Below are 12,564 nucleotides of genomic sequence, written 5' to 3'. Positions count from 1 at the left end.
GGTACATGGTACTGATGATCGTCAGCGGCCGTTCAGGGTCGGGGAAATCCGTCGCCCTGCGAGCGCTGGAAGATATGGGTTTTTACTGCGTCGATAACCTGCCGGTTGTGCTGTTGCCAGAGCTGGCGCGTTCGCTCGCCGACAGAAACATCTCGGCGGCCGTCAGTATTGACGTGCGAAACATGCCCGAATCGCCGGAAATCTTCGAGCAGGCGATGAAAAATCTGCCCGCAGAGTTTTCACCTCAGTTGCTGTTCCTTGATGCCGATCGTAACACCCTGATTCGCCGCTATAGCGACACCCGTCGTTTACATCCTCTATCGAGCAAAAACCTGTCGCTGGAAAGCGCCATTGATGAAGAGAGCGATCTGCTGGAACCTCTGCGCTCCCGCGCCGACCTGATCGTCGATACTTCTGAAATGTCGGTGCATGAGCTGGCAGAAATGTTGCGCACGCGTTTGCTGGGCAAACGCGAACGCGAACTGACGATGGTATTTGAATCCTTTGGCTTTAAGCACGGCATCCCTATCGATGCCGACTACGTTTTTGACGTGCGCTTTCTGCCGAACCCGCACTGGGATCCGAAGCTGCGCCCGATGACCGGCCTTGATAAACCCGTGGCCGCTTTCCTCGACCGGCACACGGAAGTTCATAATTTCATTTACCAGACCCGCAGCTATCTTGAGCTATGGTTACCTATGCTGGAGACCAATAACCGCAGCTATCTGACGGTAGCTATTGGTTGTACCGGTGGTAAACACCGTTCGGTTTATATCGCCGAACAGCTGGCTGACTACTTCCGCTCACGCGGTAAGAACGTGCAGTCCCGTCATCGGACGCTGGAAAAACGCAAATCATGACCGTTAAGCAAACCGTTGAAATCACCAATAAGCTGGGCATGCACGCTCGCCCGGCGATGAAGCTGTTTGAATTAATGCAGAACTATGATGCTGAAGTCCTGCTGCGCAATGATGAAGGTACTGAAGCTGAAGCGAATAGCGTGATTGCCTTGCTGATGCTCGACTCGGCTAAAGGCCGTCAGATTGAGATTGAAGCTAACGGCCCGCAGGAGGTTGAAGCGCTGGCCGCCGTTATCGCGCTATTCAACGCCGGGTTTGATGAAGACTAGAGGTATTCCCCGGCTGCAGCGGTGCTGACCGGGGAGATCTGATAGCAAGTTTATTGATGTAGCTTATTCGCCCGCATAAAACCTTCCCCACCCAACTGCCTCATCTGGCGCAGGATCCACGCCTGACGGCGATGAACATAACCCGACGGCGCATCGGCGCGAAAGCGAATGGGATTGGGCAAAACCGCAGCTAAAAGCGCGGCTTCTGCAGCCGTCAGTCTACTGGCAGGTTTGTGAAAATAGCGCTGCGATGCGGCTTCTACGCCAAACGTTCCGTCGCCAAACTCAGCAATATTGAGGTAAACGGTGAGGATCCGTTTTTTGCTCCAGACCGTCTCGATGCCGACGGTCAGCCCCGCCTCCAGCCCTTTTCTCAGCCAGCTGCGGCCATCCCACAGGAACAGGTTTTTTGCCGTTTGCTGCGACAGCGTTGACGCTCCGCGGATCCGGCTGTCATTGCGCTCGTTATGCGCCAGCGCCTTCTCAATGGCCGAAACATCAAACCCCCAGTGCTCCGGGAATTTCTGATCTTCTGCAGCAATAACGGCAAGCCCCATCCACGGCGAGATTTCATCCATCCCCACCCAATCGGAATGGGCGACATAATGAAAATTCCCGGAAAGCCAGGCGCTGACCTGGCGCTCCAGCATCACTGCCGAAAAAGGGACGGGCACGATACTAAACAGCGCAATTCCGCCGCCCCAAAGCACCACGCAAGCCAACAGCAGCCTCAGAACAAAACGCTTCATCATCCGCAGCGGCGAAAAGCGGAGGGTCATGCGGCCAGCACCAGGACGCGAGCGACCAGTTTTTCAATTCCGTTCGCCGCCTCCGCGATGTTCTGCGCCAGCATGTACGCCGGAGTCGTCACCACTTTGTTATCTTCATCAACTACAATATCATCCACCGGGCAAGGCACGTGCTCAGCGCCCATTTCCTCTACCGCATCGGCGGTATCGAGATCGGTACCGATGGTCACGCGTAGCGGAATAGCGAAAATTTTCGGCAACAGCGCCGGAGCGATGCAGATAAAGCCCAGCGGCTTACCGGCCTGATGCATCGCCAGAGCCAACGCTTTAAGATCGCTATCCACTTCACATTCGCTCCCCTGCGAGGCAAAGCTACTAAGATTCTTTGCCGCGCCAAAACCGCCGGGCACAATCAGCGCGTCCAGCTCATCCGCTCGGGCATTGGCCAAAGGCTGAATCTCTCCGCGCGCGATACGCGCCGCTTCCACCAGCACATTACGGCTTTCCGCCTGCGCTTCGCCGGTCAGATGATTGATAACATCGGTTTGTACTTTATCCGGCGCATAGCAAACGGCCTGAGCCCCGCTGCGGGCAATTGCCAGCAGGGTAATGACGGCTTCATGGATTTCACTTCCGTCATAAACGCCGCATCCGCTCAGCACGACACCAATTTTCTTCATCACATCAGCCCCTTAGTACAAGTTTATGAAAGCAGTCAAAAATTTTGATTTACTCGCTATGCTTCACATATTTTACTGTTTCACGTAACAAAATATTTAAGGTTTGCTATCTTAATGAGCGAGTAAGCCAAATCCTCAGGTTGCGCCGTGTAAAAAAAATCACTTAAATGATTCTGGCGCAATGTCCAGTTCCCTGGTGTTGGCGCAGTATTCGCGCACCCCGGTTTATCCGGGGTCATTTTTTATCTGCCGCCGCGACCCACGCTTTCAGTACCGCGACATCGCTTTGCCATTCGGATTTCATCTCTTCAACCCATTCGCCAACGTTATCCGCCCATGCGGGTAAATCCGGCGTCTGGATCTGCTGACCTAACTGTTGAATATGGCGCAAACCGATCGAGCCCGCAGCCCCTTTAATCTTGTGCCCCTCTTCAACAATTCCTTTCTGGTCGCGAGCGGTCAAATTAGACTCCAGAACCGCCATATAGCCCGGCATCATTCTTTCAAAGACGGCCAGACCGTCATAAATAAGCTTCGGCCCTACCAGTTCGATGTACTGCTCAAGCATCGGAATATCCAGTACTGAAGCCGATTTACTGCTATCTACAGATGGCATCTCATTCTCCTCTTCTTCCGGCGCATCCCAGAATTTTTTGATAATCGCGGTTAATGCCGGAACCGATAACGGCTTACTCAGGACATCATCCATTCCCGCTTCCAGATACTCATTCTTGTTCTTCAGTACGTTAGCGGTAAGCGCAACCAACGGCGGAAGCTCGTCGGCGGCAAAGCGCTGTTTAAGCTGACGAGAGATATCAAGGCCGGTCATATCCGGCAGCTGGATATCAAGCAGCACCAGGTCGTATTCGCCGGGGACGAACATCTCCAGCGCAGCCTTACCGGTCATCGCCACATCGACGCTATTGCCAAGCTTCTCAAGTACCGATCGCGCAACGATCACGTTTAGCTCAATATCTTCCACCAGCAGCACGTTCAGCGCAGGTAATGGCATTTCATCTTCCGCCAGCGTATCTTCAACCTCTTCCGCAACGGCCGGAGCATGTACGGTGAGGGTAAATGTCGCGCCTTTACCCGGCAGGCTGGAAACGCAGATATCCCCCCCCATATTTCGCGCCAGGCGACGTGATACGGCAAGACCGATACCGGTGCCCGTCGCAGGCTTGCCGCCCTGGCTATCTTTAACCTGGTAGTACATGGCGAAAATCTTATCCTGCTCCGCTTCAGGGATGCCGATACCTGAATCTTCCACCTCGAAGTGCAGTATATTCCCCTCGTCATAGCGCACGCGGACGTTCACATTCCCGCCTTGCGGAGTAAATTTCACCGCATTACTAATAAGATTCCACAAGATTTGGCGTAAACGCGTTCCGTCGGTGATCACTTTATGCGGCAGCGGAAGCGTGGGTTCCAGCACAAAATGCAGGCCTTTCTGCTGCGCCTGCAGGCCGGAGAGGTTTTCCAGGTCCGCAAGGAAACCGGTAAAATCAACCGGCTGGTTGTCCAGCTGAATTTTACGCCGCTCCATCTTATCCATCTCAATAATATCATTGAAGATATTACCAAGGGTTACCGCTGAGACATGGATGGTTTTCAGGTATCTTTCCTGTTCGCCGGTCAAATCGGTATCCAGCAGAATTCGGCTAAGCCCTACAATGCCGTTAAGCGGCGTACGCAGCTCGTGGCTGATCGTTGAGATAAAGGTGGTCTTATCTCGGCTGGCTCGCTCCAGAGCGTCCTGATAGCGCTTACGCTCCGTGATATCGCGGCCAAAACCCATCAGGCCGCGCCGCTTACCTACGCGGTCGTAATAAGGAACCTTACGGATTTCAAAGCAGGCCTTACGCCCGTCCGGATAATCCAGCCACTGTTCGTAGGTTAGTGAGACGTTATGGCGGAAGACTTTCTCATCCGTTTCCAGCACCTTTTCCGCCACTTCTTCGGTATAAACATCCTGCGGCTTCAGATGGATAAGCTGCTTTTCACTTTTGCCTGTCAAAAGCTCCATCGCACGGTTACAACCGGAAAACTCTTTATCTTCATTACGATAGAAAACCAGATCCGGAGAAGCATCAAGGAAGGAGCGCAGAAAAGAGGATTGTTGCTCAAGCTGAATTTGCGCCTCTTCACGCTCTTTCATCTCAATTTTGAGCTGCTCAAGCGTCGTTTCACGTTCCGCTTCCGCCTTTTCACGTTCGCCGATTTCCTGATTAAGCTGGGCGATATTGTCCTTAAGCTGCACATTCAGCTTGAGATCGCGCTCGCGCATCTCCTCCAGTTTCTCTACCAGCCGCGAGAGGCGCTGCCGGGACTCTTCCAACTGCTCAACCACCACCGAAAGGAAATAGACCGCCCACGGGGTAATCAGCAGGCCGAAGAAGATGGAGCGGATCACATCAATACTTTCCACCTGGCCATGCAGCACCATCGTAACGGCCATCTGCACAACTATCGCCAGCACCACCAGCGCAAAGGCCAGCAGCATTGAAAAGCGCACCAGACCCAGCTTCATCATCAGGTCAACATAATACTGCGCCAGCATACGGATTTGCTTCATAAGGGATTCCTTCGCGACAACTTCGCACAATAATACTCAATTCTGAGCAAGACGCTGTAAGTTGTGCAAAAAATGCGGGAAGGATTGCAGTTACGCGGCTGACGCTGAACTGGCGTCAGCCGGAAATAGAGAAGAGAACAAAACGAGCGTTAGCGTTTACTGAGCGCTTCCCACAGCCCCTTCAGGTAGGTCACGCCCAGCGCACGGTCGTATAATCCATAACCTGGCCGCCCTGTTTCACCCCAGATAAAACGTCCATGATCCGGGCGTATATAGCCACTAAAACCATTGTCATAGAGCGCCTGCATCACTTTATACATGTCCAAAGAGCCGAATTCTGACGGATGAGCGCATTCATAAAAGTCTTTATCTTTAATAAGATTAATATTACGCACATGGGCAAAATGGATACGCTTGCGCCGTGTAAACTCGGCCAGAATCGAGTAGACGTCATTGGCAGGATCTTCCGCGATTGAACCGGTGCAGAGCGTGATGCCATTGGCCTCAGAATCTACCGCCCGGCAGATCCAATCCAGATCGTCGCGATTTTTCACGATACGCGGCAAGCCAAAAATAGAGTACGGCGGATCGTCTGGGTGAATAGCCATTTTCACGCCGACCTCTTCGCAGACGGGGATAACCGCCTTCAGGAAATAGACCAGATTCTCCCGCAGCGTCTTGTCATCAACATCTTTGTACTGCGCAAACAGCTCCTGAACTTTGGCCAGACGCTCAGGTTCCCAGCCCGGCAGAGCAAAACCATTTGAGTTATCCAGAACCTCTTTCACCACCTCTTCCAGGCTCTTATCAATATCTTTTTTTTCAAAAGCCATCGTCCGGGAGCCATCCGGCAGAACATAGTTCATATCGGTCTTCATCCAGTCAAAAACCGGCATGAAGTTATAGCAAATCACTTTTACGCCAAACCGGGCAAGATTACGGATAGTCTGTTGATAGTTGGCGATATAGCGATCGCGGGAAGGCAGCCCTATTTTAATATCGTCATGAATATTGACGCTTTCGATAACTTCCATTTTTAGCCCGGCATCATGAACCTGATTTACCAGGCGCTGGATTTTTTCCAGCGGCCAGACCTCACCAACCGCGACATCATAGAGCGCCCCCACCACGCCTTCAACGCCGGGAACCTGGCGGATATATTCCAGAGAGACCTTGTCTTCCTCCGGCCCAAACCAACGCATTGTCATTTGCATACGAAATCACCTGATTCAATGTTATTAACGGCAATAGCCTACTACCATACAAGATAAAATAACCAGATTTATATCAACGGCAGTGACGTTGGTCACACCACTTTTTTTCAGAGGATAAAGCAAAATAAATGCGCCGTAGCGATGACGTTATCCGCCTGCTATGGAGAGATCCAGCGACGACCGAGAGCAGACCCCTGAACGCCGTGTTCATTGAGGTATTTATCCAGTTCAACCATCCCGGTCCAGCGGTTCTCACACCACAGCGGCGCCAGCAGCGTTGGGCGGCGCGCGCTGGCGGAGATACGGTGAAAAATCACTTCCGGAGGGGTGTGACGGATCATCTCTCCTGCGGTAACCGTATAGTCGTCCAGCGCAATACCGTTTAACCTTCCTGCCTGCCAGGCCCTGGCCATAATGCTCCCCTTCACAATATGAAGTGGATGCAGCTTAATGCCGTCTACGCCGGTCTCCACTACCTGCTCTAAGGTCTCCAGGCATTCACCCTGTCCCTCGCCCGGCAGGCCCACGATAAGGTGGCTACACACTTTAAGGTCGCGCTCGCGTGCCAGGCGGGTGGTTCGCTGATAGCAGGCAAAATCGTGGCCGCGGTTAATTCGGTGCAGCGTTTTATCATGCGCGGTTTGTAAACCCAGCTCGAGCCATACTTCGTAGCCCTGCTCCCGATACTCACTCAGCAGGTCCAATACGGCTCCGGGGACGCAGTCCGGGCGGGTGCCCACGCACAGCCCGACGATGCTGGCCTGGCTGATTGCCTGCTGATACATGGATCGCAGTACCTGAACTTCGGCAAACGTACTGGTATAGGCCTGGAAATAGGCCAAATAGCGCTTAGCCCGGTTTACCCGCTGCGCCTGATGGGCTAGCTGCTCAGCAATCGAACGGTGCTGCTGCTCTTCATCGGCAAAAGAAGCGACATTACAAAAGGTACAGCCGCCACGACCAATGGTGCCATCGCGATTTGGACAGCTAAATCCACCGTGCAGCGTCAGTTTGTGAACCTTTTCTCCATATCGGCGCGCAAGATCCCCACCAAACATGTTGACTAATTTTTGTAACTGCATAATCTGATAGACCGGCCTTAAGAAAGGGGCCAAGCCTGCCATTTTTAGCTACCGACGGCGATGACCTGGATCAATCGTCAACGCGGCCGCTTACCTCATTGCATAAACAATCAAGATAACTGCAATTTAATTCATAGTCAGGGTAATGAGTTTTCCTTATACATAGCCGCTGATTGGCAATTATCTTTACCCTGGCACAAAACAGTATTAGCAACCAAAAAATAAATAAAAAGCAGTTTAAAAAACTGTGATAAAAAAACAATTCAGCACAGACAGATAATGTCGTGCCGTCGATACAGTGAGACAGATCACACTCGTTTCTGTCTCCTGGCGCGTTTCAGTAGTATTTAAAACGCATTTATTCTCTTAAAAATCATTTAATTAGCTGTTGCATAGCACATTTTTGTATAAATAAGATTGCCATTTGACGTATGTGTGGATTCCCGATAAGTTGGGAATCCGCTGGAAGCTTTCTGGATGAGCGCTCTGCTCATCATATTTATGCAGTAATTGAGATTCCCTCTTAACAGCAAGTCCTCAAACTTGTGTACCGATGCGAAAAGGATTTAAAGAGGGCGAATGCGAGGTGTAAACCCCGTCGCCATGCTCTTTCTGTGCCCGTGCGCAATCGGTAACGGAGGGTGTCCCGTAGAGCCTGGGGAGGTTCACTGATATGTTGTACGATAAATCCCTTGAGAGGGATAACTGTGGTTTCGGCCTGATCGCCCACATAGAAGGCGAACCTAGCCACAAGGTAGTGCGAACCGCTATACACGCACTGGCCCGAATGCAGCACCGCGGCGCGATTCTTGCCGATGGAAAAACCGGCGACGGTTGTGGCTTGCTGCTACAAAAACCCGATCGTTTCTTCCGAATTGTTGCGGAAGAGCGCGGCTGGCGTTTAGCCAAAAATTACGCCGTTGGGATGCTGTTCCTTAATAAGGATCCTGAACTGGCAAACGCGGCGCGCCGCATCGTCGAAGAAGAACTTCAGCGCGAAACGCTGTCTATCGTCGGCTGGCGCGATGTGCCAACCAATGAAGGCGTACTAGGTGAAATCGCCCTCTCCTCGCTGCCACGTATAGAACAAATCTTTGTTAACGCCCCGGCTGGCTGGCGCCCGCGCGACATGGAGCGCCGCTTATTCATCGCGCGCCGTCGTATCGAAAAGCGTCTGCAGGAAGATAAAGATTTTTACGTTTGCAGCCTGTCGAACCTGGTCAACATTTATAAAGGTCTGTGTATGCCGGCGGATTTGCCGCGCTTCTACCTGGACCTCGCGGATCTGCGCCTGGAGTCAGCCATCTGTCTGTTCCACCAGCGCTTTTCCACCAATACCGTGCCGCGCTGGCCGCTGGCTCAGCCGTTCCGTTACCTGGCACACAACGGTGAAATCAACACCATTACCGGTAACCGCCAGTGGGCCCGCGCCCGTACCTATAAGTTCCAGACGCCGCTAATCCCTGACCTCCACGACGCCGCGCCGTTCGTTAACGAAACCGGCTCTGACTCCAGCTCTATGGATAACATGCTGGAGCTGCTGCTGGCGGGCGGGATGGACATCATTCGCGCAATGCGCCTGCTGGTTCCGCCAGCCTGGCAAAATAACCCGGATATGGATCCCGAGCTGCGCTCGTTCTTTGACTTTAACTCCATGCATATGGAACCGTGGGACGGCCCGGCGGGCATCGTGATGTCCGATGGTCGCTTCGCCGCCTGTAACCTCGACCGTAATGGCCTGCGTCCGGCACGCTATGTGATCACCAAAGATAAGCTCATCACCTGCGCATCCGAGGTGGGTATCTGGGATTATCAGCCGGATGAAGTCGTTGAAAAAGGCCGCGTCGGTCCAGGCGAACTGATGGTTATCGATACCCGCGAGGGGCGTATTCTGCACTCCGCGGAAACCGACAACGATCTGAAAAGCCGTCACCCGTATAAAGAGTGGATGGCGAAAAACGTCCGTCGTCTGGTGCCGTTCGAAGAACTGCCGGACGAAGAGGTCGGTAGCCGCCAGCTGGATGATGATACCCTCGCCAGCTATCAGAAACAGTTCAACTACAGTGCCGAAGAGCTGGATTCCGTCCTGCGCGTACTGGGTGAAAATGGCCAGGAAGCGGTCGGCTCGATGGGCGATGATACCCCATTTGCCGTGCTCTCCAGCCAGCCGCGTATCATTTACGATTACTTCCGCCAGCAGTTCGCGCAGGTCACTAACCCGCCGATCGATCCGCTGCGCGAAGCGCACGTTATGTCGCTGGCCACCAGCATCGGCCGTGAAATGAACGTCTTCTGTGAAGCGGAAGGCCAGGCGCATCGCCTGAGCTTCAAATCGCCGATTCTGCTGTACTCGGATTTTAAACAGCTGACCACCATGGAAGAGGAGCACTATCGCGCCGACGTCCTGGATATCACTTTTGATGCCGCCGAAACCACGCTGGCTGAAACCGTGAAGGCGCTGTGCGATAAAGCCGAACAGATGGTGCGTAACGGTACCGTTCTGCTGGTGCTCTCAGACCGTAACATCGCTAAAAATCGTCTGCCGGTACCGGCACCGATGGCGGTAGGCGCGATCCAGACCCGCCTGGTCGATAAGAGCCTGCGCTGCGATGCCAACATTATTGTCGAAACCGCCAGCGCCCGCGATCCGCACCACTTTGCCGTGCTGCTCGGCTTCGGCGCGACGGCTATCTATCCGTACCTCGCCTATGAAACCCTGGCGAAGCTGGTCGATAATAAAGCCATCGACAAAGAGTACCGCGCGGTGATGCTGAACTATCGTAACGGCATCAACAAAGGTCTGTATAAGATCATGTCGAAGATGGGGATTTCGACCATTGCATCCTATCGCTGCTCGAAGCTGTTTGAAGCGGTCGGCCTGCATCGCGAAGTCTCCGATCTGTGCTTCCAGGGCGTTGTCAGCCGTATCGGCGGCGCGGGCTTCGATGATTTCCAGCAGGATCTGCTGAATCTGTCGAAACGTGCCTGGCTGGCGCGTAAACCGCTGGATCAGGGCGGTCTGCTGAAATACGTTCACGGCGGCGAATATCACGCCTACAACCCGGACGTGGTGCGCACCCTGCAGCAAGCGGTACAAAGCGGTGAGTACAGCGATTATCAGCAGTACGCGAAGCTGGTTAACGAGCGCCCGGCGGCAACGCTGCGCGACCTGCTTTCCGTCACCCCGAACGGAACCACGGTGAACCTGGACGACGTTGAACCGGCGAGCGAACTGTTCAAACGCTTCGATACCGCGGCGATGTCTATCGGCGCGCTGAGCCCGGAAGCGCACGAAGCGCTGGCGGAAGCCATGAATAGCCTCGGCGGCAACTCCAACTCCGGCGAAGGCGGCGAAGACCCGGCGCGCTACGGCACCAATAAAGTGTCGCGCATAAAGCAGGTCGCCTCCGGCCGCTTCGGCGTGACTCCGGCTTATCTGGTCAACGCCGACGTTATCCAGATTAAAGTCGCCCAGGGTGCTAAGCCTGGCGAAGGCGGCCAGTTACCCGGCGATAAAGTGACTCCGTATATCGCCAAACTGCGCTATTCAGTACCTGGCGTAACGTTAATTTCTCCGCCGCCGCACCACGATATCTACTCGATCGAGGATCTGGCACAGCTGATTTTCGACCTGAAACAGGTCAACCCGAAAGCGATGATCTCCGTGAAGCTGGTCTCTGAACCGGGCGTCGGGACTATTGCCACCGGCGTAGCAAAAGCTTACGCGGATTTAATCACCATTGCCGGCTACGACGGCGGCACCGGCGCCAGCCCGCTATCGTCAGTGAAGTACGCGGGATGTCCGTGGGAGCTTGGACTGGTAGAAACCCAGCAGGCGCTGGTTGCTAACGGGCTGCGCCATAAAATTCGTCTGCAGGTCGATGGTGGGCTGAAAACCGGCCTCGATATCATCAAAGCGGCTATCCTCGGCGCTGAGAGCTTCGGCTTCGGGACCGGACCAATGGTGGCGCTGGGCTGTAAATATCTGCGTATTTGTCACCTGAACAACTGCGCAACCGGCGTAGCAACCCAGGATGACAAACTGCGTAAGAACCACTACCACGGTCTGCCGTTTAAAGTGACCAATTACTTTGAATTCATCGCCCGCGAAACGCGCGAGCTGATGGCACAGCTGGGCGTGAAGCGTCTGGTGGATCTGATTGGCCGTACCGATCTGCTGAAAGAGCTGGACGGTTTTACCGCCAAGCAGCAGAAGCTGGATCTGAGCAAGCTGCTGGAAACCGCGGAGCCGCATCCAGGCAAAGCGCTGTACTGCACGGAGAACAACCCGCCGTTCGATAATGGCGTCCTGAATGCGCAGCTGCTGCAGCAGGCAAAACCCTTTGTTGACGGCAAGCAGAGCAAAACGTTCTGGTTCGATATCCGCAATACCGACCGTTCCGTAGGAGCCTCGCTGTCCGGCTACATCGCCCAGACCCACGGTGACCAGGGCCTGGCAGCAGATCCTATTACCGCCCACTTCAGCGGTACCGCAGGTCAGAGCTTCGGCGTGTGGAATGCCGGCGGCGTTGAGCTGCATCTGACCGGCGACGCGAACGACTACGTGGGTAAAGGGATGGCCGGCGGCCTGATCGCCATTCGTCCTCCGGTAGGCTCGGCCTTCCGTAGCCATGAAGCCAGCATTATCGGCAACACCTGTCTGTACGGCGCGACCGGCGGTCGTCTGTATGCTGCGGGTCGTGCGGGCGAGCGTTTCGCAGTGCGTAACTCCGGGGCTATCACCGTCGTCGAAGGTATCGGCGACAACGGCTGTGAATATATGACCGGCGGCATCGTCTGCGTGCTGGGCAAAACCGGCGTCAACTTCGGCGCAGGCATGACCGGTGGCTTTGGTTACGTACTGGATGAAGACGGCGACTTCCGTAAACGCGTGAACTCTGAACTGGTAGAAGTGCTGGACGTTGACTCTCTGGCCATCCATGAAGAGCACCTGCGCGGTTTAATTACCGAGCATGTGCAGCTTACCGGTTCACAGCGCGGTGAAGAGATTCTGGCCAACTGGCCGGCCTTCTCGGCGAAGTTTGCGCTGGTCAAACCGAAGTCCAGCGATGTTAAAGCACTGTTGGGTCACCGTAGTCGTTCCGCAGCTGAGCTGCGGGTGCAGGCGCAGTAAG

General features: G+C 54.2%; 8 protein-coding genes. 3 read left to right on the top strand and 5 right to left on the bottom strand.

Annotated features, from left to right (window positions below; all coding sequences use genetic code 11):
* Positions 1-5 precede the first annotated feature (5 nt).
* Together rapZ and npr are read left to right on the top strand one after the other, a co-directional pair.
* The gene (rapZ, locus tag ACSIPU_RS15825; protein WP_004106169.1) at positions 6-860 is read left to right on the top strand and encodes an RNase adapter RapZ; all 855 of its coding nucleotides are present in this window, start codon (positions 6-8) and stop codon (positions 858-860) included.
* Positions 857-1,129, top strand: a complete 273-nt coding sequence (gene npr, locus ACSIPU_RS15820) for a PTS phosphocarrier protein NPr (RefSeq protein ID WP_004106170.1) — start codon at positions 857-859, stop codon at positions 1,127-1,129. The genes rapZ and npr overlap by 4 nt, the downstream gene beginning before the upstream one ends.
* Positions 1,130-1,179: 50 nt before the next feature.
* Here npr and mtgA read toward each other — a convergent pair whose 3' ends face one another.
* The 5 genes from mtgA to ACSIPU_RS15795 form a co-directional block, all read right to left on the bottom strand.
* On the bottom strand, positions 1,180-1,908 hold the full coding sequence (gene mtgA, locus ACSIPU_RS15815; RefSeq protein WP_004106171.1) for a monofunctional biosynthetic peptidoglycan transglycosylase: 729 nt from the start codon (positions 1,906-1,908) through the stop codon (positions 1,180-1,182).
* Positions 1,905-2,558 carry an isoprenoid biosynthesis glyoxalase ElbB gene (gene elbB, locus ACSIPU_RS15810; protein WP_004106173.1) on the bottom strand — a complete coding sequence of 218 codons (654 nt, stop codon included), beginning with the start codon at positions 2,556-2,558 and terminating at the stop codon, positions 1,905-1,907. The genes mtgA and elbB overlap by 4 nt, the downstream gene beginning before the upstream one ends.
* Positions 2,559-2,793: 235 nt before the next feature.
* The gene (arcB, locus tag ACSIPU_RS15805; RefSeq protein ID WP_004106175.1) at positions 2,794-5,133 is read right to left on the bottom strand and encodes an aerobic respiration two-component sensor histidine kinase ArcB; all 2,340 of its coding nucleotides are present in this window, start codon (positions 5,131-5,133) and stop codon (positions 2,794-2,796) included.
* 149 nt (positions 5,134-5,282) lie between these two features.
* Positions 5,283-6,347, bottom strand: a complete 1,065-nt coding sequence (gene uxuA, locus ACSIPU_RS15800; protein ID WP_004106177.1) for a mannonate dehydratase — start codon at positions 6,345-6,347, stop codon at positions 5,283-5,285.
* 158 nt (positions 6,348-6,505) lie between these two features.
* Positions 6,506-7,429 (bottom strand): TIGR01212 family radical SAM protein, encoded by a 924-nt coding sequence (locus ACSIPU_RS15795; RefSeq protein WP_017145348.1) that lies wholly within the window; start codon positions 7,427-7,429, stop codon positions 6,506-6,508.
* 673 nt (positions 7,430-8,102) lie between these two features.
* Here ACSIPU_RS15795 and gltB point away from each other — a divergent pair.
* Positions 8,103-12,563, top strand: coding sequence for a glutamate synthase large subunit (gltB, locus tag ACSIPU_RS15790; protein ID WP_126489595.1), 4,461 nt, complete (start codon positions 8,103-8,105; stop codon positions 12,561-12,563).
* The last annotated feature ends 1 nt before the right edge of the window (position 12,564 follow it).

Source organism: Klebsiella sp. HN106, assembly GCF_051209435.1.
Lineage (GTDB): Bacteria > Pseudomonadota > Gammaproteobacteria > Enterobacterales > Enterobacteriaceae > Klebsiella > Klebsiella oxytoca.
The sequence above is the reverse complement of the archived record's forward strand: the minus strand, read 5'-3'. Positions and strand labels throughout refer to the sequence as shown.

What these genes read in the sequence shown, in the direction of transcription:
- rapZ (WP_004106169.1), top strand. Translation starts at nt 6, where the DNA reads ATGGTACTGATGATCGTCAGCGGCCGTTCAGGGTCGGGGAAATCCGTC.
- npr (WP_004106170.1), top strand. Translation starts at nt 857, where the DNA reads ATGACCGTTAAGCAAACCGTTGAAATCACCAATAAGCTGGGCATGCAC.
- mtgA (WP_004106171.1), bottom strand. Translation starts at nt 1,908, where the DNA reads ATGACCCTCCGCTTTTCGCCGCTGCGGATGATGAAGCGTTTTGTTCTG.
- elbB (WP_004106173.1), bottom strand. Translation starts at nt 2,558, where the DNA reads ATGAAGAAAATTGGTGTCGTGCTGAGCGGATGCGGCGTTTATGACGGA.
- arcB (WP_004106175.1), bottom strand. Translation starts at nt 5,133, where the DNA reads ATGAAGCAAATCCGTATGCTGGCGCAGTATTATGTTGACCTGATGATG.
- uxuA (WP_004106177.1), bottom strand. Translation starts at nt 6,347, where the DNA reads ATGCAAATGACAATGCGTTGGTTTGGGCCGGAGGAAGACAAGGTCTCT.
- ACSIPU_RS15795 (WP_017145348.1), bottom strand. Translation starts at nt 7,429, where the DNA reads ATGCAGTTACAAAAATTAGTCAACATGTTTGGTGGGGATCTTGCGCGC.
- gltB (WP_126489595.1), top strand. Translation starts at nt 8,103, where the DNA reads ATGTTGTACGATAAATCCCTTGAGAGGGATAACTGTGGTTTCGGCCTG.